General features: G+C 63.6%; 29 protein-coding genes. 10 read left to right on the forward strand and 19 right to left on the reverse strand.

Annotation, left to right across the window (positions count from 1 at the left end; genetic code table 11):
- Positions 1–15 precede the first annotated feature (15 nt).
- Entirely contained in the window at positions 16–711 is a 696-nt protein-coding gene (mtgA, locus tag DM806_RS05815; RefSeq protein ID WP_179042284.1) for a monofunctional biosynthetic peptidoglycan transglycosylase, read from the reverse strand.
- A 45-nt stretch (positions 712–756) separates the two neighbouring features.
- Positions 757–2,046, reverse strand: coding sequence for an MFS transporter (locus tag DM806_RS05820; protein WP_179042285.1), 1,290 nt, complete (start codon positions 2,044–2,046; stop codon positions 757–759).
- 87 nt (positions 2,047–2,133) lie between these two features.
- Here DM806_RS05820 and DM806_RS05825 point away from each other — a divergent pair, with 87 nt between their 5' ends.
- On the forward strand, positions 2,134–2,697 hold the full coding sequence (locus tag DM806_RS05825) for a TetR/AcrR family transcriptional regulator (RefSeq protein WP_179042286.1): 564 nt from the start codon (positions 2,134–2,136) through the stop codon (positions 2,695–2,697).
- On the forward strand, positions 2,694–3,167 hold the full coding sequence (locus tag DM806_RS05830) for a GNAT family N-acetyltransferase (RefSeq protein WP_179042287.1): 474 nt from the start codon (positions 2,694–2,696) through the stop codon (positions 3,165–3,167). Before DM806_RS05825 ends, DM806_RS05830 begins: the two co-directional genes overlap by 4 nt.
- Positions 3,168–3,212: 45 nt before the next feature.
- Here DM806_RS05830 and DM806_RS05835 read toward each other — a convergent pair whose 3' ends face one another.
- The 3 genes from DM806_RS05835 to DM806_RS05845 form a co-directional block, all read right to left on the reverse strand.
- Positions 3,213–3,452 carry a hypothetical protein gene (locus tag DM806_RS05835; protein ID WP_179042288.1) on the reverse strand — a complete coding sequence of 80 codons (240 nt, stop codon included), beginning with the start codon at positions 3,450–3,452 and terminating at the stop codon, positions 3,213–3,215.
- 147 nt (positions 3,453–3,599) lie between these two features.
- Positions 3,600–4,511, reverse strand: coding sequence for an RNA polymerase sigma factor RpoH (rpoH, locus tag DM806_RS05840; protein WP_179042289.1), 912 nt, complete (start codon positions 4,509–4,511; stop codon positions 3,600–3,602).
- Positions 4,512–4,588: 77 nt separating this feature from the next.
- Positions 4,589–5,542: an RluA family pseudouridine synthase gene (locus tag DM806_RS05845; RefSeq protein WP_179042290.1), complete on the reverse strand. Its 954-nt coding sequence runs from the start codon at positions 5,540–5,542 to the stop codon at positions 4,589–4,591.
- Positions 5,543–5,559: 17 nt separating this feature from the next.
- On the opposite strand from DM806_RS05845, the gene DM806_RS05850 reads away from it, so the two are divergent.
- Together DM806_RS05850 and DM806_RS05855 are read left to right on the forward strand one after the other, a co-directional pair.
- Positions 5,560–5,964 (forward strand): Mov34/MPN/PAD-1 family protein, encoded by a 405-nt coding sequence (locus DM806_RS05850; protein WP_179042291.1) that lies wholly within the window; start codon positions 5,560–5,562, stop codon positions 5,962–5,964.
- A gap of 96 nt (positions 5,965–6,060) precedes the next feature.
- Complete coding sequence (locus DM806_RS05855; RefSeq protein WP_179042292.1) at positions 6,061–6,708, forward strand: histidine phosphotransferase family protein; 648 nt, start codon at positions 6,061–6,063, stop codon at positions 6,706–6,708.
- Here the strand turns inward: DM806_RS05855 and DM806_RS05860 are convergent.
- The 5 genes from DM806_RS05860 to map all read right to left on the reverse strand — a co-directional run bounded on the left by DM806_RS05860 (position 6,695) and on the right by map (position 11,345).
- The gene (locus DM806_RS05860) at positions 6,695–7,264 is read right to left on the reverse strand and encodes a DUF4269 domain-containing protein (protein WP_179042293.1); all 570 of its coding nucleotides are present in this window, start codon (positions 7,262–7,264) and stop codon (positions 6,695–6,697) included. The genes DM806_RS05855 and DM806_RS05860 overlap by 14 nt on opposite strands.
- On the reverse strand, positions 7,261–8,310 hold the full coding sequence (locus DM806_RS05865) for an NAD(P)H-dependent flavin oxidoreductase (RefSeq protein WP_179042294.1): 1,050 nt from the start codon (positions 8,308–8,310) through the stop codon (positions 7,261–7,263). Before DM806_RS05865 ends, DM806_RS05860 begins: the two co-directional genes overlap by 4 nt.
- Positions 8,311–8,431: 121 nt before the next feature.
- The gene (gene glnA / locus DM806_RS05870; protein ID WP_179042295.1) at positions 8,432–9,844 is read right to left on the reverse strand and encodes a type I glutamate--ammonia ligase; all 1,413 of its coding nucleotides are present in this window, start codon (positions 9,842–9,844) and stop codon (positions 8,432–8,434) included.
- 92 nt (positions 9,845–9,936) lie between these two features.
- Positions 9,937–10,275 (reverse strand): P-II family nitrogen regulator, encoded by a 339-nt coding sequence (locus DM806_RS05875; protein ID WP_179042296.1) that lies wholly within the window; start codon positions 10,273–10,275, stop codon positions 9,937–9,939.
- A gap of 239 nt (positions 10,276–10,514) precedes the next feature.
- Positions 10,515–11,345, reverse strand: a complete 831-nt coding sequence (gene map / locus DM806_RS05880; RefSeq protein ID WP_179042297.1) for a type I methionyl aminopeptidase — start codon at positions 11,343–11,345, stop codon at positions 10,515–10,517.
- 79 nt (positions 11,346–11,424) lie between these two features.
- On the opposite strand from map, the gene DM806_RS05885 reads away from it, so the two are divergent.
- Positions 11,425–12,186, forward strand: a complete 762-nt coding sequence (locus DM806_RS05885) for a competence/damage-inducible protein A (protein ID WP_179042298.1) — start codon at positions 11,425–11,427, stop codon at positions 12,184–12,186.
- A gap of 3 nt (positions 12,187–12,189) precedes the next feature.
- On the opposite strand, the gene DM806_RS05890 is transcribed toward DM806_RS05885, so the two are convergent.
- The 4 genes from DM806_RS05890 to rpiB all read right to left on the reverse strand — a co-directional run bounded on the left by DM806_RS05890 (position 12,190) and on the right by rpiB (position 15,613).
- A complete protein-coding gene (locus DM806_RS05890) occupies positions 12,190–13,248 on the reverse strand; it encodes a TrmJ/YjtD family RNA methyltransferase (RefSeq protein ID WP_179042299.1) in 1,059 nt (352 codons plus the stop codon).
- A gap of 128 nt (positions 13,249–13,376) precedes the next feature.
- Positions 13,377–13,838 carry a transcriptional regulator NrdR gene (gene nrdR / locus DM806_RS05895; RefSeq protein WP_179042300.1) on the reverse strand — a complete coding sequence of 154 codons (462 nt, stop codon included), beginning with the start codon at positions 13,836–13,838 and terminating at the stop codon, positions 13,377–13,379.
- Positions 13,839–13,844: 6 nt separating this feature from the next.
- Entirely contained in the window at positions 13,845–15,164 is a 1,320-nt protein-coding gene (gene glyA / locus DM806_RS05900; RefSeq protein WP_179042301.1) for a serine hydroxymethyltransferase, read from the reverse strand.
- 11 nt (positions 15,165–15,175) lie between these two features.
- Positions 15,176–15,613, reverse strand: a complete 438-nt coding sequence (gene rpiB, locus DM806_RS05905) for a ribose 5-phosphate isomerase B (protein ID WP_179042302.1) — start codon at positions 15,611–15,613, stop codon at positions 15,176–15,178.
- 103 nt (positions 15,614–15,716) lie between these two features.
- Here rpiB and DM806_RS05910 point away from each other — a divergent pair, with 103 nt between their 5' ends.
- Positions 15,717–15,908 carry a hypothetical protein gene (locus DM806_RS05910; protein ID WP_179042303.1) on the forward strand — a complete coding sequence of 64 codons (192 nt, stop codon included), beginning with the start codon at positions 15,717–15,719 and terminating at the stop codon, positions 15,906–15,908.
- Here the strand turns inward: DM806_RS05910 and DM806_RS05915 are convergent.
- The 4 genes from DM806_RS05915 to DM806_RS05930 all read right to left on the reverse strand — a co-directional run bounded on the left by DM806_RS05915 (position 15,905) and on the right by DM806_RS05930 (position 19,798).
- Positions 15,905–16,687, reverse strand: coding sequence for a helix-turn-helix transcriptional regulator (locus DM806_RS05915; RefSeq protein WP_179042304.1), 783 nt, complete (start codon positions 16,685–16,687; stop codon positions 15,905–15,907). The genes DM806_RS05910 and DM806_RS05915 overlap by 4 nt on opposite strands.
- A gap of 60 nt (positions 16,688–16,747) precedes the next feature.
- Positions 16,748–17,869, reverse strand: a complete 1,122-nt coding sequence (locus DM806_RS05920) for an HPP family protein (protein WP_179042305.1) — start codon at positions 17,867–17,869, stop codon at positions 16,748–16,750.
- A 66-nt stretch (positions 17,870–17,935) separates the two neighbouring features.
- The gene (locus tag DM806_RS05925) at positions 17,936–18,679 is read right to left on the reverse strand and encodes a LytR/AlgR family response regulator transcription factor (RefSeq protein WP_179042306.1); all 744 of its coding nucleotides are present in this window, start codon (positions 18,677–18,679) and stop codon (positions 17,936–17,938) included.
- Between the two features lie 6 nt (positions 18,680–18,685).
- Positions 18,686–19,798 (reverse strand): sensor histidine kinase, encoded by a 1,113-nt coding sequence (locus DM806_RS05930; protein ID WP_179042307.1) that lies wholly within the window; start codon positions 19,796–19,798, stop codon positions 18,686–18,688.
- A 157-nt stretch (positions 19,799–19,955) separates the two neighbouring features.
- On the opposite strand from DM806_RS05930, the gene DM806_RS05935 reads away from it, so the two are divergent.
- The 4 genes from DM806_RS05935 (at position 19,956) to DM806_RS05950 (ending at position 21,637) form a co-directional block, all read left to right on the forward strand.
- A complete protein-coding gene (locus tag DM806_RS05935; RefSeq protein WP_179042308.1) occupies positions 19,956–20,165 on the forward strand; it encodes a hypothetical protein in 210 nt (69 codons plus the stop codon).
- An 80-nt stretch (positions 20,166–20,245) separates the two neighbouring features.
- Positions 20,246–20,500, forward strand: a complete 255-nt coding sequence (locus DM806_RS05940; RefSeq protein WP_179042309.1) for a hypothetical protein — start codon at positions 20,246–20,248, stop codon at positions 20,498–20,500.
- Between the two features lie 50 nt (positions 20,501–20,550).
- The gene (locus tag DM806_RS05945; RefSeq protein ID WP_179042310.1) at positions 20,551–20,931 is read left to right on the forward strand and encodes an STAS/SEC14 domain-containing protein; all 381 of its coding nucleotides are present in this window, start codon (positions 20,551–20,553) and stop codon (positions 20,929–20,931) included.
- Between the two features lie 157 nt (positions 20,932–21,088).
- On the forward strand, positions 21,089–21,637 hold the full coding sequence (locus DM806_RS05950; RefSeq protein WP_179042311.1) for a hypothetical protein: 549 nt from the start codon (positions 21,089–21,091) through the stop codon (positions 21,635–21,637).
- A gap of 153 nt (positions 21,638–21,790) precedes the next feature.
- Here the strand turns inward: DM806_RS05950 and DM806_RS05955 are convergent, their stop codons facing one another.
- Complete coding sequence (locus DM806_RS05955; protein WP_179042312.1) at positions 21,791–22,447, reverse strand: alpha/beta hydrolase; 657 nt, start codon at positions 22,445–22,447, stop codon at positions 21,791–21,793.
- Positions 22,448–22,462: the final 15 nt, after the last annotated feature.

A 22,462-nucleotide genomic window follows, 5' to 3' on the forward strand; every position in this document is an offset into this window, starting at 1 on the left:
AAGTTAAGGGCCGCCTTATCTCAAGCAGGCGTCCAGCCCGTCCCGCTGCACCACGCCGATCCGCGCGGCGATCGTATTGCCGTAACGGCGGGTGAAGCCGCTGGGCGCCACGGCGGCCCGCTTCTTGGGGAGGGGCAGGACGGCGGCGATGCGGCCGGCTTCGGCGCGGGTCAGCTTGCCGGCGCCATGGTGGAAATAGCGGATCGCACCCGCCTGCACCCCATAGGTGCCGATGCCCGTCTCCGCGACGTTCAGATAGACTTCCATGATCCGCCGCTTGCCCCAGATCGCCTCGATCAGCACGGTGAACCAGGCCTCCAGCCCCTTGCGCACAAAACCGCCGCCCTGGAACAGGAAGACATTCTTCGCGGTCTGCTGGCTGATGGTGGAGCCGCCGCGGATGCGCCCGCCGCTGGCATTGTGGATCGCCGCCTTGGCGATGGCGTCTACGTCGAAGCCATGGTGGCTGCAGAATTTGCCATCCTCCCCGGCGATGGCAGCGCGCGCCATGTCGGGATCGATCTCGTCCAGGCTGGTCCAGTCCTTGGTGATGCCATTGGGGTCCAGCAACATAGTCCATGTCACCGGCGGCGGCACAAAGCGGTAGATCGCGACCATCAGCAAGGACAAGGCGACAAAGCCAAGGATGATCTTGATCGGAATCATGATCCAGCGGGATCGGCGGCGGGGCGAAGCAGGTCTGGCGTTCATGCCTCCCTGCTAGCGCGACGGCCTTCTCCGGTTCAAGCGTGCGCTTCACACCGTCGCGAGTTGCTGCTGCTGCCCGCGATTGATGAGCAGCACCATCCCCGCACCGATCAGGCAGAGTATGCCCGCGCCGATGAAGGCGGGCATATAACTCTGCCACACCGTCCGCGACAGGCCACCACCCAGCGCCGCGCTGGCCGCGCCCAACTGATGTCCGGCGAAGATCCAGCCGAAGACGATGTTCGCCCTTTCCGGGCCGAAGCGCTGGGCGGTCAGCTTGACCGTCGGCGGCACCGTTGCCACCCAGTCCAGGCCGTAGAAGACCGCGAAGATCGACAGGCTGTAGAGCGAGAAATCGCTGAACGGCAGATAGAGCAGCGACAGCCCGCGCAGCCCATAATACCAGAAGAGGAGCCAGCGATTGTCGAACCGGTCGCTCAGCCATCCCGATGCCAGCGTGCCGCCGAAATCGAACAGCCCCATCATCGCCAGCATCGACGCTGCACCGACCGCCGCTAGCCCGTAATCCCCGCACAGCGATATGAAATGGGTCTGCACCAGCCCGTTGGTGCTGGCGCCGCAGATGTAGAAGGAAAGGAAGAGGATCCAGAAGGTCGGCACGCGCGCCGCATCGCGCAACACGGCGAGCGGCATGACAAGCAGCGCGCCGAAGCTCGCGGGCAGGGGCGGAGCGGGCTGCACCTGATTCTCGCCATAAGGGGCAATGCCCAGATCGGATGGCCGGTCGCGCATCAGCAGGATGACGACGACCGCCGCCAGCAGGATCGCGCCACACACCAGCAGCAGTGCGGTGCGCCAGCCATGCGATTCGGTCAGGCCGGCGAGTAGCGGCAGGAAGGCAAGCTGACCCGTGGCGGTGCTGGCCGACAGCAGCCCCATGACGAGGCCGCGCCGCTGCCCGAACCAGCGCGTAGCGACCGTCGCGCCCAGCACCATGGCGGTTAGGCCCGTGCCGATCCCGATCACCACGCCCCAGAGCAGCACCAGTTGCCACAGCTGCGTCATGCCCAGTGACAGCAGCATTCCGCCTATCACGATCGACAGCGAAATCAGCATCATCCGCCGCACGCCGAAGCGGTTCATGAAGGCGGCGGCAAACGGCCCCATGCCGCCGAACAGCAGGAAGCGAATGGCGAGTGCGCCGCTGATGTCGGCCGCGCTCCAGCCAAACTCCTTCTGCAACGGCACGATGAACACGCCCGGCGCGCCGACCGCCCCCGCGACCACCAGCATGGTAAGGAAGGTCGCGCCGACCACCGCCCAGCCATAATGGATGTTGCGCGCGGACAGGCGGCTGGCAAAAGCAGTCGACAGCATCAATTTCCCTTCTGGGTGACGATCGGACTGGCGTTAAATGATAGTCATCATATATAAGGTCAAGAGGCCAATTTTAGAAAGCAGGCTATGAAAGTCAGTCGCGAGCAAGCCGCGCGCAATCGCGAGAAGGTCGTGGATACAGCCTCCCGCCTGTTCCGCGCTCGCGGCGTCGAGGGCGTCGGCATTGGTGAGGTGATGCGCGAATGCGGCCTCACCCATGGCGGCTTCTACAACCAGTTCGAATCGAAGGAGGCACTGGCTGCCGAAGCTTGCGCCGCATCGCTTGCCCGCAGCGTTTCGCGCTGGAGGGAAGTCGTTGCCGAAGCAGGCGAAGGCGATGCTGCAAAGGCGCTCGCGGCCAATTATCTCAGCGCGCGCAACCGCGATGCGCCGGAAACAGGTTGCGCGCTGATCGCGCTCGGCCCTGACGCGGCGCGGCGTGGCGGGGATCTGGGCGGTGCGTTTCGCCAGGGGTTCGAGGAACTGACCGGGATATTGCAGCAGTCCGCATCGGGCATGACGCGGCAGGACGCGCTGGCCCGCATGGCGCAAATGGTCGGCGCGATGGTGATGGCGCGCGGCGTCGCGGATATGGCGCTCTCGGACGAGATACTGGCTGCGGTCCGCAAGGCGCTGGATGTAGACGAATGAACGGCTGGCGCCCGATGCGCACGGAGGATGTCGCCGCAGTGGCCGCTATGTCCGACGCGATACATGGCAGCTATACCGAACGGGCCGAGGTCTATGCGGAGCGACTGGCGCTCTATCCGGCGGGTTGCTTCCTGTTGGCGGGGGAGGGCGAGGCGCTGGGCTATCTCGTCAGCCATCCCTGGCGTGGCACGCAGCAGCCTGCGTTGGACCGGCTTTTGGAGTCTTTGCCGGCGCCGGCCGACCATTATTATCTCCATGACCTGGCCTTACTGCCCGAAGCGCGTGGTAGCGGTGCGGCGCAGGCAGCGGTCGGCCTCGTGCTGGATCAGGCGCGCACGGCGGGTTTCGGTCGGGTTGCGCTGACCGCAGTCAATGGCGCGGACATCTTCTGGCGGCGGCAGGGCTTCCGGCCGGTGGCGGAGGCGGGCGCCTATGGGGCGGGTAGTCTCGCCATGGAACTGTTGATCTGACGACGGGATGACAGCCACCCCAGGGAAGGGTGGCTGCCCATGCGATCAAAGCCAGCTACGACCGTCGGGGCCGGCGCAACCATAAGGCGGTAGTTGATTGGCGAAACGCGCCTGCATCTTGTGACAACCCCAGCTCCGCAACGGCGAGGGCATATAGCCGTTCAGCGCGATGCCGACTTCATCATAGGGGGTCTCCCCGTGCGCGACATACATATACCAGCGGCCACCGAACATCACGATGACGCCGACGATAATGACTGTAATAACCTGTAGAAATTTCTGCATTTTTATTCCGTAGAAAGGGAAGGGGGCGAAGGCCTTGCCGCGCGCCCTGACCTGGATCAACCCCCTTAACCATCTCTGTCCCGCGAGGACGGCAACAAAAAAGCCCCGGATCGCTCCGGGGCTTCGTCATTGCGGGGTTTGGCCCGTTCAGGCGGCGGCGAAGCGCGCCATCTTTTCCAGCCTGCCGCCGGCGATGCGCATCATCGCCTTTTGCAGCTTCTCGAAGGCGCGGACCTCGATCTGGCGGACGCGTTCGCGGCTGACGCCATAGACCTGGGAGAGTTCCTCCAATGTCTTCGGCTCTTCGGCCAGGCGGCGTTCGGCGAGGATATGCTTTTCGCGATCATTCAGATCGGTCATCGCCTCGACCAGCATTTCGTGACGCTGGGTCCGTTCCTGTTCGTCCGCAACGCGTTCATCCTGGAGCGGGTCGTTATCCTGCAACCAGTCCTGCCACTGGCCGTCACCATCCTCGCGCATGGGCACGTTGAGCGAGGTGTCACCGCCCATCGCCATGCGACGGTTCATGGAAACGACGTCATCCTCGGACACGCCCAGATCGGTCGCGATCTTGGTCACATCCTCCGGGCGTAGATCGCCGTCCTCGAACGCCTCGATATTGTTCTTCATCCGGCGCAGGTTGAAGAAGAGCTTCTTCTGCGACGCGGTGGTGCCCATCTTGACGAGCGACCAGCTGCGCAGGATGAATTCTTGGATCGATGCACGAATCCACCACATGGCATAGGTCGCCAGGCGGAAGCCGCGTTCGGCCTCGAACTTCTTCACGCCCTGCATCAGGCCGATATTGCCTTCGCTGATCAGTTCGCTGACCGGCAGGCCGTAGCCACGATAGCCCATGGCGATCTTGGCCACCAGCCGCAGGTGCGACGTGACGAGCTGCGCAGCGGCTTCGGGGTCCTGATGTTCCTCGTAGCGCTTCGCCAGCATATATTCCTGCTCAGGGGTGAGCAGCGGAAACTTGCGAATTTCCGACAGATAGCGGTTGAGGCTGGCTTCACCGCCCAGCGCCGGAACCGCGGGGACATTGCTCCTGGCCATGTCTTCACCTTTCCCTTTCATTGCGCGGCGGGACCCAGAAGAGGCGTCACAGGCGCCGTCGCAAAACTTGTCCTACTTTATACGTGAAGCTCGCTTAACAGTTCCTGCATGTCGGCTGGCAACACACTTTGAAACATTAGGGGCTTTTCCGTTGCCGGATGTATGAACCCCAGTGTTTTGGCGTGCAATGCCTGCCTTTTGAAACCCAGCGTTTCCAGTATTGATTTGAAACCTTTTCTTTCTCTACCGTAAACCGGGTCGCCGATCAAGGGGTGCCCGAGATGCGCCATATGGACGCGGACCTGGTGGGTCCGGCCGGTTTCAAGCCGGCATTCCACCATCGCCGCACCCTTGAGGTGTTCCACGGTGCGATAATGGGTGACGGCATGTTTGCCGCGCCCTTCCCGATGAACCGCCATCTTCTTTCGATCAGCGTCGGATCGTCCGATCCATGTATCGACTGTGCCGCTGCCCGGCAACGGAACGCCGTAGACGATCGCGGCATAAAGCCTGTCTATGCTGTGGTCCTTGAACTGACGCGCCAGTCCTTCATGTGCCCTGTCGGTCTTGGCAACGACCAACAGGCCGGAAGTATCCTTGTCGATGCGATGAACGATGCCGGGGCGCGCCACCCCCCCGATGCCGGACAATTGGCCGGCGCAATGATGGAGCAGCGCGTTGACCAATGTCCCGTCCAGATTGCCGGCCGCCGGATGGACGACCAGTCCGGCGGGCTTGTCGACGACGATCAGTTCCGCATCCTCATGGATGATGACGAGCGGAATATCCTGCGCCACTGTGTCCAGCGGAACCGGCGGCGGCAGGGTGATGGTATAGAGTTGCCCGGCGACGACCTTTGCCGAGGCATTGATCTTTGCGGTCTGGGGGCTGCGTACCTGGCCTTCGCCGATCAACGCCTTCAGCCGCTCGCGCGACAGGTCAGGCAGCAGATCGGCCAGTGCGCGGTCCAGCCGCAGCCCATGCTGGGCTTCGCCGATCGCCGCTTCGATGATGGAATCCCCCGGAACCATGGACTAGGGATGTAGGAATGATGGTTGCGATATCAAGAGGGATTCTGGAACAAATCGTGGCCTTGGGCGTGGCGCGCCCGGCGGAGGAGGTGTGCGGCCTGCTGCTGGGACAAGCGGGGGCGATCGAGGCCATTCTCCCGGCTGCCAATGTCGCGCCCGATCCGGCACGTCATTTCGAACTGGACCCGGCCGCGCTGATCGCGGCGCATCGGGCGGCGCGGGCGGGCGGGCCGGCGATCATCGGCCATTATCATTCGCATCCCTCCGGTGTCGCCATTCCCTCGGCAACGGATACGGCCTGCGCCTCGCCCGATGGCAGCCTTTGGCTCGTTGTCGGGGGCAAGGAGGCCCGGCTTTGGCGGGCAGAGCCGGATAGGATGGTTAATGTGCAATTTGTCGAAGTGCCGCTCGATATAAGGTGAGCGAAAGGCGGTGAGCCGGGCTTGCATCGGGCGACGCGGCGGCGCATTAGCCGAATACATCCTTTGAATTTCCCTTATTCGGCGATCCTTATCCGCATGACGAACCCGACCGACAGCATCGAATTTGCCAGCCTGCTCTGTTCGCGCCTGTGCCATGACCTGCTCAGCCCGGTCGGTGCGCTCAACAACGGGCTGGAACTGATGGCGGATGAAAATGATCCGGAAATGCGGGAACGCTGTCTGGAGCTGCTGGGCGACAGTGCCCGGACGTCGGCCAACAAGCTGAAATTCTTCCGTCTGGCCTTCGGCTCCGCCGGTGGCTTTGGCGAGGCCGTTCCGCCGCATGAGGCCAAGGTCGCGATCGAGGGCATGTTTGCCGGATCGGGCCGGGTCAAGGTCGGCTGGATGGTCGAGGAAAAGATGCTGGGCAAGCTGGCGTCCAAGATTCTGCTCAACCTTGCGCTGATCGCGGGCGATGCGCTGGTGCGCGGCGGGCAACTGGATATCGGCGTGGAAAGCCGGCCTGGCGTGACCGAGATCGTGGTGCGGGCGGAGGGGCCGAAGGTGGTCCTCGACCCGGATCTGCGTGGGGCGCTGGCCGGCACGCTGCCGATAGAGGGGCTGGCGTCGCGCACGGCGGCGGCCTGGATGGTGCGACAACTGGTTGCCCAGACGGGCGGCGATATCGTACTTTCGCCTCCGGGTGAACCCACCCTCCTGTTCGGTGCGGTTATTCCGGGTTGATCCGGGGATCAGGCGGGGGCAGGATTTCCGCTCGCCTCTTCCGCTGACGGTGTATCAGTTCGCGCAGGGCATCATCATCCTGCCGCTCCAGTTCCAGCAGCGCGGCATAGGGATCGCCGTTCAGGCCGAGCAATCTGCCAAATGCCGGTTCTGTTTTCAGTCCCTGATTGCGTAAAATATTGATTTCATGTCGTAATATTCCACCGCCAAGCGTCAGCAGGCGGCGTTCGACCTCATAATGCCGCCAGCCATGTTGCCGGGTGACAGGGATGGGCTGGCCGAAAATCTCGAACGCCCAGCCATGGGCGACGAAGCCACAGATGATGGCGTCCAGCTCATCGTGACGGCGCAGCGCAAAACCCGCCATTGCACTGAAGTTGTCGGTCAGGGTGCGGATGAAGGCGTCGCCGTCGCGGACTTCGCAAACTATGTCCAGATCGCTGTCGGGCATCGCGATGCCGAGCGGCGGCGTGCCGACGAGATGGGGGGAGAAGGGGGCAAGTACCTCCATCACGCCGCTGCGTGCAAGCGCGTCGCGATAGTCCGGGCGAGTCACGCCGCGCGCATCTCTGCGGCCAGCTTCGCGATTAGGTCCGCTGCCCGTAGCGCGCGGGCGAGGGGCGCGCCCTGGCCTGCCCACTGGGCGCCATAGCCGCCCTCGCCATGCGCCTTGGCGAGCTGGTTGAGCGCCTTCCCGGCATCATAGGCGATGGGATAGTCCGGCGGCGTCAACGCCGTTTCCGCGCCCCAGCCGACGAAGCGGTTGGGCAAGCAGCGCGCCGGCCGGCCGGAAATGACGCGGGTCATGTCCGTATGCGCTGCGGCCGGACTGAAGAGCGCTGCACGATAGGCGGCGTCGGCGCTGCTTTCCGGGCAACCGATGAAGGCGGTGCCAAGCTGCGCCGCGACCGCGCCCAGATCCAGCGCGGCCCTTATCCCGCGGCCATCCATGATGCCGCCTGCTGCTATGACGGGCAGGCCCACCTGCGCCACCAGCAACCGCGTGAGCGCCACGGTGCCGAGCCGGTCGTCAGGCGCGTCGGGATCGAAGGCACCGCGATGCCCGCCAGCCTCGAAGCCTTGTGCGACCAGCATGTCGATCCCGACGGCGCGCGCGGCATGGGCTTCGGCGAGGCTGGTGACGCTGGCGAGCAGGATGCAACCGGCCGCCTTCAGCGTTGCGACGCGCCACGGCTCCGGCAAGCCGAAATGGAAGCTGACTACTGCCGGCCGGGTTTCGGCAAGCATGGCGAGCATCGCGTCATCCTCCGCGAAGCTGCGGTAGATTTCGCGCAGGGATGCAGGGGGAGCGCCGCCGAACTGGGCAAAAAGTGGCTCCAGCGCGGCGAGCCATTGCGCCTCCACTTCGGGTTTGCTCTGCGCCGGGGCGTGGACGAAAAGATTGACGTTGAACGGGCGCTCCGTGCGCGCGCGGACGGCGGCGATCATCTCCAGCGCGCCCTCCGCATCGACCGCCCCGACGCCGATCGATCCGAGCGCTCCTGCCTCGCTGACGGCGGCCGCCATGTCGGGCGTGGATACGCCGGCCATCGGCGCCTGAATGATGGGATGGGCGAGGCCGAGCGAGTCGAGCGGGTTCATGCCGGGCAATGTGATCGGTGCAGTTCGTCATCGCAACCCGCCCAAAAAGGAAAAGGCCCGGCCGCATCGTTGCGACCGGGCCTTCCCGATAACCAGTCCTGAAAAGATCAGGTCCAAAAAATCATGCGCTGTAATACATGTCGAATTCGACCGGCGACGGGGCCATTTCCCAGCGATACACTTCGGGCCACTTCAGTTCGATATAGGCATCGATCTGATCCTTGGTGAAGACGTCGCCCTTCAGCAGGAACTCATAGTCGGCTTCCAGGCTGTTCAGCGCTTCGCGGAGCGAGGCGCAGACGGTCGGCACCTGGCTCAGCTCTTCAGGCGGCAGGTCATAGAGATTCTTGTCCATTGCGGCGCCCGGATGGATCTTGTTCTCGATGCCGTCGAGGCCGGCCATCAGCAGCGCGGCGTAGCAGAGATAGGGGTTGGCCATCGCGTCGGGGAAGCGGAATTCCACGCGCTTCGCCTTGGCGCCCGCGCCGTAAGGGATACGGCAGGAGGCCGAACGGTTGCGAGCCGAATAGGCCAGCAGAACCGGCGCTTCGAAGCCGGGCACCAGACGCTTGTAGCTGTTGGTGGTCGGGTTGGTGAAGGCGTTCAGGGCCTTGGCGTGCTTGATGACGCCGCCGATGAAGTAGAGGCACATGTCCGACAGGCCGGCATAGCCTTCGCCCGCGAACAGCGGCTTGCCCGCGTCCCAGATCGACATGTGGGTGTGCATGCCCGAACCGTTATCCTGCGCGATCGGCTTCGGCATGAAGGTCGCGGTCTTGCCATAGGCCTGCGCGACCATCTGCACGACATACTTATAGATCTGCATGCGGTCGGCGGTCTGGACCAGCGTACCGAAGGTCAGGCCGAGTTCGTGCTGGGCAGCGGCGACTTCATGGTGATGCTTGTCGCAGGGCAGACCCATTTCGAGCATGGTCGTGACCATCTCGGCGCGGATGTCGGTGCAGGGATCGACCGGCGCGACGGGGAAATAGCCGCCCTTGGCGCGCGGACGGTGGCCCAGGTTGCCGCCTTCATATTCCTTGCCGGTGTTGGTCGGCAGTTCGATGTCGTCGATCTTGAAGTAGCTCTGCGAATAGTCATTTTCGAAGCGCACATCGTCGAACATGAAGAATTCGGCTTCCGGGCCGACATAGATGGTGTCGCCGAAACCAGCCGACTTGACGAAGGCCTCGGCGCGCTTCGCGCAGGAGCGCGGGTCGCGGCTGTACAGTTCGCCGGTGTCCGGTTCCACGATGTCGCAGAAGATGATCAGCATCGGGGTGGCGCTGAACGGATCGACATAGACGGCATCCAGGTCAGGCTTCAGGATCATGTCCGACTCGTTGATCGCCTTCCAGCCTTCGATCGACGAACCGTCGAACATCAGGCCCTGGGTCAACTCATCTTCGCCAAGCACGCTCGACACCATGGTCAGGTGCTGCCACTTGCCCTTGGGATCGGTGAAGCGGACATCGACCCACTCGATCTCCTTTTCCTCGATCATCTTCAGGATGTCTTTTGGCGTATTGGCCATGTGCAATTGCCCTTCTTTCAGAAATACCCCCCCGAAGGGGTCGTGGATGCCAAAAATCCTGCCGGCCGATGGGCGGCAGGAAAAAAAACGGATCAGATGGCGTCGCTGTCGCGCTCGCCGGTGCGGATGCGCACCGCACCCTCGATATTGGAGATGAAGATCTTGCCGTCGCCGATCCGACCGGTCTGCGCGGCGGCGCAGATCGCTTCGACCACGCGGTCGGCGAGCGAATCATCGACGACGACCTCCAGCTTCACCTTCGGCAGGAAATCGACCACATATTCGGCGCCGCGATAAAGCTCGGTATGGCCCTTCTGCCGGCCGAAGCCCTTGGCTTCGGTGACGGTGATGCCTGAAACGCCTACTTCGTGCAGCGCTTCCTTCACCTCATCCAGCTTGAACGGTTTGATGATCGCTTCGATCTTCTTCATCACTATAGTCCCAACCCATGACGCACGCCGACATGCGGGCGGTGGCCTGCATGCCTCAATCCTCAAGCGACGATATCATGCCCCCCGAAGCACGCGCCGTCTCTCTTGGCAATCAATTACCGTGCCAAATGGCGAATCGCTAGGACTGCTTTCGGCGATGCAGCAATCTTTGTCCATATTGCCCGGATTCCGGGCAATATCATGACTCATTGCCTCTTTTTTGGGCAGTGTTCCGATGATCAGAGCTTATAAGGCGGACAGTCGAAACCAGCGGGGCTTTTCGTGAAAATCTCGCATCCGGTCTCGGTGATGCCGATGCTGTGCTCGAACTGCGCGGACAGGGTGCGGTCGCGGGTGACGGCGGTCCAGCCGTCGTCCATCATCTTCACGCCGGGCTTGCCGATGTTGATCATCGGCTCGATCGTGAAAAACATGCCGGGCTTGAGTTCCGGGCCGGTGCCGGGGCGGCCGACATGGACCACTTCGGGACTGTCGTGGAAAACCTGGCCCAGGCCATGGCCGCAGAAATCGCGGACCACACCATAGCGATGCTTTTCGGCGTGACGCTGGATCACATAGCCGATGTCGCCCAGGTGATTGCCGGGCTTCGCCTGTTCGATGCCGAGCATCAGGCATTCATAAGTGACTTCGACCAGACGGCGGGCCTTGATGGCCGCTTCGCCGACGATGAACATGCGGCTCGTGTCACCATGCCAGCCATCGACCTGCGGCGTGACGTCGATGTTGAGGATGTCGCCGTCCTTCAGGCGATAATCGCCCGGAATGCCATGGCAGATGACATGGTTGAGGCTGATGCAGCAGCTATGCGTGTAGCCGCGATAGCCGAGCGTCGCGGGAACGCCGCCGCCCTCCAGCGTCATTCGGCGGACGATATCGTCCAGTTCACCGGTGGTGACGCCGGGTACCACATGGGGCACCAGCGCGTCGAGGATTTCGGCGGCGAGGCGGCCAGCCTTACGCATGCCGGCAAAGCCGGATTCGTCATAGAGCTTGATCGCGGTCGAGCGGGACATCGGCGTATCAGCCGTCATCGTCATATATTCGGTCATGCGGCATTTATAGGCGCTTGCTCAGCATAATGCGAGGGGGCGGCTAGGCAGGGTTGGCGGTGCGCGCTATGGACGCTTCATGGCCGATCCGACCCGTACCTGGACCGCAGCGCTGATCGTGATCGGCGACGAAATTCTTTCCGGCAGGACGCAGGACAAGAATGTTTCCCAGGTCGCGACCTGGCTGAACGTGCAGGGTATCCGCCTGCGCGAGGTTCGCGTCGTGGCGGACGACAGGCAAGCCATCATCGAGGCGGTCAATATCCTGCGCGTCGGCAACGATTATCTCTTCACCACCGGCGGCATCGGGCCAACCCATGACGACATCACCGTCGATGCGATCGCGGCGGCGCTGGGCGTCGGCGTGGAAATCCATGAAGGCGCACGGGCGATCCTGTCGGCCTATTATAAGACGCGCGGCGGGCTGACCGAGGCGCGGCTGCGCATGGCGCGGGTGCCGGCGGGCGCCAGTTTGATCGAGAACCGCATGTCCGGCGCGCCGGGTATCCGCCATGGCAATATCTTCATCATGGCGGGCGTGCCCCATATCACCGCAGGCATGCTGGAGAGCCTGACCGGCACGCTGGAGGGCGGCTTGCCGCTACTGTCGGCAACGATCGGTTGCTGGGTGGCGGAGAGCGAGATCGCGGACCTGCTGGGCGCTACCGAGCGTGCGCATGAAGGCTGCCAGATCGGCAGCTATCCCTTTTTCCGCGAAGGGCGCACCGGCGCGAATTTCGTGGTGCGGTCGACCAGCCAGGAAACACTGGATGCGTGCGTCACGGCCCTGTCCACCGGATTGGAACAGGGCGGCTGGACAGTCCACCCCGGCGGGATTTAACCGTCAGCGCTCGCGTGGTCGGTTAAGGTGCGACAGCACCCCGCGCAGCGTCCGCACTTCCAGATGGTTCCAGCCCGGCTTGGTCAGCAGGTTGCGCAGCGTGCGCTTGGTCGCGGGCGCGCGGTCGGGCGGGAAGAAATAACCGACATTTTCCAGCAGCGTCTCTAGCTGGACGATCATGCCCTCCAGTTCCTCCTGCGGCGCGGGTTCGCCCAATTCCGTGACGGTCGGCTGTTCCAGGTCTGCCTGCTTCGACCATTCATAGGCGCACAGGATCACCGCCTGGGCGAGGTTCAGCGACCCGAACTCCGGGTTGATCGGCACGGTCAGGATCTTGCGGGCGAGCGCGACGTCGTCGGTTTCCAGGCCGGAGCGTTCGGGGCCGAAGACGAAGGCGCTGCGCCCTTCGGCGGTGTGGATTTCGCGGGCGGCCTCTTCGGGGGTGACGACGGGCTTGGTGACGCCGCGCTTGCGCACGGTCGTGGCATAGACATGGGCGCAATCGGCGACGGCGTCGGCCAGCGATTCATAAACCTGCGCGCCGTCCAGAACGACGTCGGCGCCAGCGGCTGCCGGGCCGGCATCGGGATTGGGCCAGCCGTCGCGCGGCGACACCAGCCGCATTTCGGTCAGTCCGAAATTCAGCATCGCGCGCGCGGCCTTGCCGATATTCTCGCCCAACTGCGGGCGGACGAGGACGATGACGGGGGGGAGGGAGGGATTTTCGTTATTCATGTCACCGTTCGTCCTGAGTAGGGGCTGAGCCTGTCGAAGTCCCGTATCGAAGGATTTGCGCGCCGCCAACCGGATGGCGTCCCAATCGCCGGCGATCAGCGCTTCCTTTTTCCTGCGGGACCAGCCCTTGATCTGCTGTTCAGCCGAAAGCGCTTCATCGCGTGTGCCGAACTCTTCGCTCCATACCAGTGCGATGGGCCTTCGGTTTTGCGTATATCCTGCGATTTCACCCGACTGGTGCTGCGCAATGCGTGCCTCCACATCGTCGGTATGGCCCAGATAATAGCTGCCGTCCGCACAATGCAGCATATAGGCATGAAAGCTCATCGCTCGGTCCTTCGATACGCCATTTCGACTTCGCTCAATGGCTACTCAGGACGAACGGCTGTGGGAAGAGCGGGTGCGGCGGGATAGTTTCGCTCAGGCCGAACGGGTTGGAGGGAATAAGCTCTCGTTCACTCCCGTCCGACTTCTTTCACCGTGCCGGCAAATTCCTCGAAATCCTTCGCGTCGGTGAAGTCCTTGTAGACGCTGGCGAAGCGGATATAGGCTACGCTGTCGAGGCGCTTCAGCCCCTCCATCACCATTTCGCCGATCGAGCGAGCGGGGACTTCGCCATCGCCGCTCGTTTCCAGCTGGCGCTGGATGCCGGAGATCAGCTTTTCGATCCGGCTGGGATCGATCGGCCGCTTGCGGCAGGCGATGCCGATGGAGCGGGCCAGCTTGTCGCGGTCGAAGGCTTCCTTGCGCCCTTCGCTCTTCACCACCCAGATGTCGCGCAACTGGATGCGCTCGAAGGTGGTGAAGCGCGCGCCGCAGGCTTCGCACTGGCGACGACGGCGGATGGCGGCGCCATCCTCCGTCGGCCGGCTGTCTTTCACCTGGCTGTCTTCATGGGCGCAGAAGGGGCAGCGCAAGCGGGCTTACCCTTCGTAGATGGGGAAGCGGGCGCAGAGCGCGGTGACGCGTTCGCGGACATTGGCTTCCACGGCGGCGTCGCCATGTTCGCCCTTATCGCGCAGACCTTCCAGCACGTCGGCGATCATGTCGCCAATCGCCTCGAACTCCGCCACGCCGAAGCCGCGGGTGGTGCCGGCGGGCGATCCGACGCGGATACCGCTGGTCTTGGTCGGGGGCAGCGGGTCGCCCGGCACGCCATTCTTGTTGCAGGTGATGAAGCTGCGCTCCAGCGCCTCGTCGGCATCCTTGCCCGAAATGCCGTAGGGACGCAGGTCGATCAGCGCCAGATGCGTGTCGGTGCCGCCGGAGATGACGGCAAGGCCGCGCTGCTCCAGCTTGCCGGCCAGCGCCTTGGCATTGGTGACGATCGCCTGGGCGTAGGTCTTGAACTCCGGCTGGAGCGCTTCGCCGAAAGCCACCGCCTTGGCGGCGATGACATGCATCAGCGGGCCGCCCTGAAGGCCGGGGAAGATGGCCGAGTTGATCTTCTTCGCGATCGCCTCGTCATTGGTCATGATCATGCCGCCGCGCGGACCGCGCAGGGTCTTGTGCGTGGTGGTGGTCACGACGTCGGCATAGTCGAAGGGCGAGGGGTGCGCGCCGCCTGCGACTAGACCGGCGAAATGCGCCATGTCGACCATGAACAGCGCGCCGACCTTGTCCGCGATGGCGCGGAAGCGGGCGAAGTCGATCTGGCGCGGATAGGCGCTGCCGCCCGCGATGATCAGCTTGGGCTGGCATTCGACGGCCTGCGCCTCGACCGCGTCATAGTCGATCAGGTGCGTGTCTTCGCGTACGCCATATTGCACGGCGTTGAACCACTTGCCCGACATGCTGGGCTTGGAACCATGGGTCAGGTGGCCGCCGGCATCCAGCGACAGGCCCATGATCGTTTCGCCGGGCTTGACCAGCGCCAGCATCACGCCGCCATTGGCCTGCGCGCCCGAATGGGGCTGGACGTTGACGAAGTTGCAGCCGAACAGTTGCTTCGCACGGTCGATGGCGAGCTGTTCCACCACGTCCGACGGCGCGCAGCCCTGATAGTAACGCTTGCCCGGATAGCCTTCGGCATATTTGTTGGTGAAGACGCTGCCCTGCGCTTCCAGCACCGCCTTGGAGACGATGTTTTCCGACGCGATCAGTTCGATCTGGTTCTGCTCGCGCTTCAGTTCCTGGGCGACGCCGCCGAACACGGCGGGATCGGCTTCGGCCAGGCTGCGCGTGAAATAGCCTTCGGAACGGATGTCCGACAGGGTGGGCTGGGTGAGGGTTTCGGTGCTCATCTCAAGTCCTTTCAGAGCGCGGGCTGGGATAGTTTCTCGACGCGGCCGGCATGGCGGCCACCGCCGAAATCGGTGGTGAGGAAGGCGGTGACGCAGGCCTTGGCCATGTCGATCCCGGTCAGGCGTGCGCCCAGGGCGAGGACGTTGGCGTCATTATGCTCGCGCGACAGGGCGGCCGACAGCGGCTCGCCGACCAGCGCGCAGCGGCAGGCGGGATTGCGGTTGACCGCGATCGAGATTCCGATGCCCGAACCGCAAAGCGCGATGCCGCGCTCGGCATCGCCGGATGCGACGGCCGTCGCGAGCTTGTAACCAAAGTCGGGATAATCGACGCGATCGGCGGTCGCCGGACCCAGATCGTCGACGTCATGGCCTTCATCGCGCAGCCACTGGGCGAGTTCCGCCTTCAGGTCGACGGCGGCATGATCGGAAGCGATAGCGATTTTCATGTGAGAAGCGTCCCTTCACCGAAAGGGTGATTCGTTTCTGCGCGCCTCATAGGGGCAAGGAACGCCAATTGCCACAGTCCAGCTTGGTCCCTATGGCATCCTCATGGCTGGCACCATTTTATCCATCCTGATGCTTGCGGGCGTATTGCTCACCGGCGGCGGCATTTACACCATCGCGAAGAAGCGCGACCGCAAGCGCGGCGCGCTGATGATCTTCGCGGGGCTGGTGATGTTCGCCAATGTCGCGATCACGGCGATCCCGGGGCCGGACCTTCCGATGCTGGAGCAGCGCTAATTTTTGGGCGCGTCGGCTCGGGTCCAATAGGCGGAATGGACGAGGCTCTTTCCAGGCCCGCCGAAACTGCGGACTGAGGGCTTCAGTCTGTCCTTGGCCATTGCCTCCGTTAGCGTGGAGTCTTGCAACTCTTCCATCAGCTTGTTTATCGAACCACTTGGTACGTCAGCCTGAAAGGCGACCTCGCACAAGGTCCGGCCGCACAGGACACGGACAGGCTGGTTGCTCCCGTAGCGCTTCAGCAGTTTGACATATTGCGCATGCAGAGCCACTTCCGCTCCCCCGGCCCAGGCTGGATCGCGCGTTTCACCGCGAAGCATGGCATATAGCTGCGAAGGATAGGGGCCACTTAGCGTCTCGGCCAACAATGGATCATCTTTGGCGGGGTTGGTGATGTCCTGCGCGGCAGGGGTGGACGCCTGCATGAAAAGGGCTGCGCCGGTCAGAATGGTGGCGATGATGGCGATCATGACAACTCCTCGAATCAGGGCGGATCGGGGTTTTGCGGCCGCCTGGAGAGCATCTGCATCGCCTGGAGGGCTTTCCTCGACCCCGATAATCATGTCCCGATTTTCTTGGTCGGCGAGATGACGGGACAGGGCGCGGCTGCTGGTGACGCCTGTCTTGCGCCGAGCGTCGCGTAACCTCTCGTTGATCGATCCGACCGACTTCCCGGTCAGCGCGGCGACGCTCTTGGCGGTGTGACCCTGCGCGAAAAGGCGCAGCACTTCACGCTCGCCATCGTTCAGTTGCGACAGGTCCGGCATGTCTTCAGGCATGGAGCGATCCTGTCATGCGCCATCCGGCATGCAATCCCCAAAAAAATTGGACGAGCAATTTCAGGACGGTTGCACCGCCACCATGGCATTTGCCCGCAACGCCAGCGACGCAAGCAGGTCGGTCTGGGTGATGAGGCCCTTCAGCCGCTGGTCGGCGTCGACCACGATGGCCGCGCGGCGGGCGCCGCTGCTCAGGGGACCGATCAGACGGGCGACGGGCGTGTCGGCGTGGACCAGCAATGGTCGGTGGGCGATGTCGCCGGCCTGCGCACCGTCCTTGCCAAGGTCGAGCGCGCCGATGATCCCTTGCACCCGCCCGGCATCGTCGAGCACCGGCAGGGAGAGAAGGCTGCGTTCCTGCATCAGCGTGCGGACCTGCGCGATCGGCTGGTGCGAGGACACGTGGATCACGTCGCGCGACATGATCTCGGCGCAGGGCACGGTGCCGTGCAGCCGCTCGGCCGCGCGCAGTTCGGCGTCGGCGAGAAGCTGGCGCAGATCGGCTTCATCGACGTCGAGCGCGTCGCCGAAGCCATGCAAGGCGTCCGCGACATCCTGGTCGGACGGGCCGGCGCGCAGCAGCGGGGCCGGGTCGGCCGTGCCGTGGGGCGTTGGCGCCTTGGGCGCGACATGGGGATAATTATGGCCGGCGATCCGATGGAAGAGGATGGCGACGACGAGCAGCAGCAAGGTGTTCACGCCCACCGGCACCAGCGCGAACAGGTAGCTGCTGGCCACGCCCTTCACGCCCAGTGCGGCGGACAGCGCGACCGCGCCACCGGGAGGATGGAGGCAGCGCAGGAGCGACATGATCGTGATCGCCGCGCCGACCGCCAGCGCCGCGGCGAGCGTCGGATCGGGCACAGCCTTAGCCACGGCGATGCCGACAAGCGCGGAAATGACATTGCCGCCCAGCACTGGCCAGGGTTGGGCGAGCGGACTGGCGGGCACCGCGAACAGGAGTACGGCCGTTGCGCCCATCGGCGCGACCAGCAATGGATGGGCGAGGCCATTGCCCAGCATCAGGCCGCAGAGCAGGCCGGTTACGGCAATGCCGCCGATCGCGCCGCTTGCAGCCTTGAGGCGGTCGAACAGGCTGGGACAGGCCGGACCGGCGGGGATGAAGGCGCTGTAATAGCGGCTCCAGATCAGGCGGCCTTCTTTTTGCGGGGCGTCGGACATAGCGTCTCGCTAAAGGTGTGCGGGCGTCGGGCCAAGCGGGAAAATCCTCGACCCGCTCAAGCGCCGCTATCGCCCGGTCATCGCCCGCGCATTGGCGAGGAAGGTGCGTCCGATGCGGATTTCGCCGCCATCGGCGAGCGAGGCGAACCAGACGCCGCTGCCGTCATGTCGCAGCCGCGCAATGTGGTCGCGCCGGACGATATGCGACCGGTGCAGGCGAACGAACTGCTGCGGGTCGAGCCGTTCCTCCAGCGAACTGATCGTCTGGTGGAGCAGATAGCTGTGCTGGCCAACATGAAGGCGCATATAGTCGCGCTCCGCCTCGATCCGGTCGATCTGGTCGGTGGCGATGCGGATCAGTTCGGAACGGTGCGGCACCCAGAATTCCTCGGCCCATTCGGGCTGCGGCTCGCGGGTCGTCGCGGCGGCTTCGGGCAACTGGTTGCGCAGTGCGATTTCCACCCGGTCGATGGCGCGGGTCAGCCGGTCATGGGCGACGGGCTTCAGCATATAGTCGACGGCAGCCAGATCGAAGGCCTCGACCGCAAACCCCTCGAACGCGGTGACGAAGATCACCGCCGGACGGATGCCGAGCCGCCCCACCGCGCGCGCCACGCCGATTCCGTCGAGCAGCGGCATGGCAATGTCGAGCATGACGAGGTCGGGCTTCAGCCCCTCGATCAGGCGCAGCGCCGCTTCGCCATCGGTGGCGGTGCCGACCAGCGCGATGCGCGGTTCGCGGGCGCAGAGCATCTGGAGGCGCTCGATCGCGAGCGGCTCGTCATCGACGATCATGGTGCGGATGGACATGGGCGGTCAGCAACCCCGACGGATGATGGGAAGGGTGAGGAGAACGGCGAAGCCCGCCGTCTCGCGCGGACCATAGACGATGCGGCCCTGATCGCCAAAGCGTGCGGTCAGCCGGTCGCGCACATTGGCGAGGCCGATGCCGCTGCCGCGATCCCCATCGCTGGGCGGATTGTCGCCATTGTCGGTGACGTTGATATGCATGAGGTCGCCATCCTCGCGCGCGGTGATGCGGATCTCCACCGGGCTGGAGGTGCGGGACACGCCATATTTGATAGCATTTTCCACCACGGGCTGGAGGATCAGGCCGGGGACGCAGGCGCTCAGCAAGTATGGCGGGATGTCGATGACGGTGGTGAGCCGTTCGGGGAAGCGCACCGCCTCGATATCCAGATAGAGTTTCTGGAGATGCACTTCCTCTTCCAGCGGCACATCGTCCAACGGATCGCCGGTCAGGCTGGTGCGGTAGAAGTTGGATAGAGACATGATCATCTGCTCCGCTTCGTCGGGGCGATTGCGCATGACAAGGGTCGACAGGGAATTGAGCGTGTTGAAAAGGAAATGCGGGTTCACCTGATAGCGCAGCGAGCGTAGCTCGGCCTGCTGCGCCGCCTGTTCCAGCCTTGCGGCTCTCCGCTCTGTGCTCCGCGCCTGCGCCGCATAGGACAAGGCCAGATAGAGGCCGGCCCAGGCGGACAGGAAGAAGAAGCGGCTGATCGCATCTTCGACGATGCTGATCAGGACATAATTCTCCTCCGCCGCCTTCTTCTGCATGTCCGCATCGGAGAAGAGGGAGATGGGATCGTAGACATTGAACATATAATAGTTGGCCGCCGCCATCGCGAGCGCGAAGGGAGCGGCGAGCGAGAAGGCGGCGATCACCCGGACCATCAGCGGGCGCTGGTCGAAGCGGCGCAACACCAGATAGAGGATCCAGGTGACGATGATGCCGATGATCGCGACCACCATCCGGCGCGCGGCCAGTTCCATCTGCGCATCGAAGCCGATGACGATGGCGCGCAGGCTCACAATCAATGTGTAGAACAGCCAGAAACCCAATATGGAATAAAGAGCGACCGCAGGAGAGACGCCGCGTTCGCCGTCTTCGGAAACATATGTCATCCATCCTGTCTACGCGCCCCCGTGGCGCTTGTCGCCCTGTCTGGCGGTAGCTGGTCGAACCGCTTTGCATGTTGGTCGAACGGCTAGGGAGGAACCGCCTTCTGCGCCTGTCCGTTGATGCAAAGCGCATGCAAGCACGGCGCGAAAGGAGAGTGTAATGGGCAACAAGAGCGACATTCGTCCCCATAGTCGAGAGGAGGTCGGCGATGAGCGTGACACAGACCGACAGGACCATGCCGTCAGCCGGGAGGAGAAGTTGGAAGAGGGACTGAAGGATTCGATGGATGCGTCCGATCCGCCATCGACGACCAAGCCGGGCGATCATGGCGATCCGGTACCCTCGTCGGGATATACGCCACAGGATTGATGGCCGAGCCATGATTTTATGTTAGTCTGTTGAGGCGGAAGAGCGAAATGGCCGCCGCTTGCGAGAGGAGCGAATGATCAATGCCAACATCCTGCACCCCAGCCGTCGAACGTATTGCGCGGGTACTCGCCGGACGGCATCTGAGCCTGAATGGCGGGGGTAGCGATCCCCATGCAGCCGGCGCCGTGGACGCAGCATGGCGCGACCATGTGGATGATGCCTATGCCATCCTGAGCACGCTGCGCGAACCGGACGCCCAGATGGCGCAGGCCGGTGATGTGACGGTGTGGCGCAGCATGATTGGCGCGGTGCTGGACCGGCGTCCCGGCGCGTAAGCCTTTTGCTAACTATTGGAAGGCATTGGGATGGGCCGGAGATCCATCCCATGCCCAACGCGCATTACACGATAAATTTTCGCCACGATATCGGCCTGATGGATGTCGCTTGGCACCGCTTTTTCGCTGCCGACGATGTCGGCCCCTATGCCGATGAATGCAAAGCGCGATTCGTCGCCGAAGCCTTTCAGCCCGGCTATCTCCTGCGCATGGACATGAGCGATAGCGCCGTTCAGCCGCAGGATGCAGTTGCGATGTTCCGCACACATTTCGATGGCTTTCCGCGCGCACGTCGTATCGCCGTCGTCACTTCCAGCGCGATTGCCCGGATGCAGGTGCGTCGGGAGATGACCCAGCCCTATATGCGCATATTCGGTACCGCCGATGGAGCACTGCAATGGCTGTTGGAAGACAGGTGCGTTCCCGCCTGATTTCTGTCATCATCCTGTCGCACAAGGATGATTTTCATGTTGCGCTGCACAAAGAAATCTGATCCCTTGTGAACGACGGTGGAACAGGCGCTTAAGCCTTCAGTAACCATGAGGAGCGCATGTTCTATCGTACGACTTGAAGTCGGAGGGCAAGGACATGAGCACGAGTGCAAGACCGGCGGATGGGGCAGTAACCCTAGCGGAGTTGCGTGAATTCGCGAGCTTCCCGTCTGCCACGCAACGCTATATCCGCAGATCGCTGGACATAGGGCTGCATCGCCGCGACGCGATGAAGCTCTGGTCGCGCGACATGGTGGAGGAGGCTTCGATCCGCGCACAGGCACGGATCTACGGTCGCCTTGACGATATCAAGACGCGCGTGCCCGACGACAGCGGACTGGAACTGGTGGAGCCGTTCATGGCGCCGCTGGTGACGATTTCCGCCTTCGACCTGGGGCAGGACCGGCTCTGCAGCTTTTCCGCCTATCGTTTCCTTTACGAGCGGTTGCTGGGCGCGGGGGCGCGGCCCTGGCTGCCGGGCGCCTTCTGCGCTGCGGCGAGCCTGCCGCACCTCCATCCCGACAAGCGGCGCGCGCTGCTCCAGTCGATCAGCGAGGCGGCGGCGACGGCAGTGGGCTGGTCCAATCGCGAGCCGACCTTCTATCCCGAATGGGTCGAGAAGGTCGATATGAGCAAGGCCAACTGATTCAAGGGGCCATTCCATCCGGGGGGAGGAATGGCGGGCAAGAAGGGGCGCGACGGCATTGGCCGGTCGCGCCCTTTTTGCTTTTGTTGTCCAGACAAATAAAAAGGGGCCGCCCGCCGGGCAGCCCCCTGATAGTCGATACGATTCTGATCCTCAGCGGATCGGCGAGTCGGGTGACAGGCGCATGTCGAGATAATTATCGACCGACTTCATCAGCTGGTCGAGTTCGTGCTCGAAGAAATGGTTCGCGCCCTTGATCTCGTCATGATGGATGGTGATGCCCTTCTGGGTGCGCAGCTTGTCGACCAGCTTCTGGACGGCACTCGCAGTCACCACCTCGTCCGACGTGCCCTGAACGATGATGCCCGACGAGGGGCAAGGGGCAAGGAAGGAGAAGTCGTACATGTTGGCTGGCGGCGCGACCGAGATGAAGCCGCGAATTTCCGGGCGGCGCATCAGTAGCTGCATGCCGATCCACGCGCCGAAGGAGAAGCCCGCGATCCAGGTGGTCTGCGCTTCGGGATGGAAGCTCTGCACCCAGTCGAGTGCCGCTGCGGCATCGGACAGCTCGCCAATGCCATTGTCGAACGTGCCCTGGCTGCGACCGACGCCCCGGAAGTTGAAGCGCAGCACGGCAAAGCCACGCTTCACGAAGGTCTTGTAGAGTGCCTGGGTGATGCGGTCGTTCATCGTGCCGCCGCCCTGCGGATGCGGGTGCAGGATCATGGCGACCGGCGCGCGCGGGCGGGGCGGGGGGCTGAAGCGGCCTTCGAGGCGGCCTTCGGGTCCGGGGAAGATTACGTCGGGCATGGCACCTGTTATGGT

The organism is Sphingobium lactosutens, from assembly GCF_013393185.1.
Taxonomy (GTDB): Bacteria; Pseudomonadota; Alphaproteobacteria; order Sphingomonadales; family Sphingomonadaceae; genus Sphingobium; species Sphingobium lactosutens_A.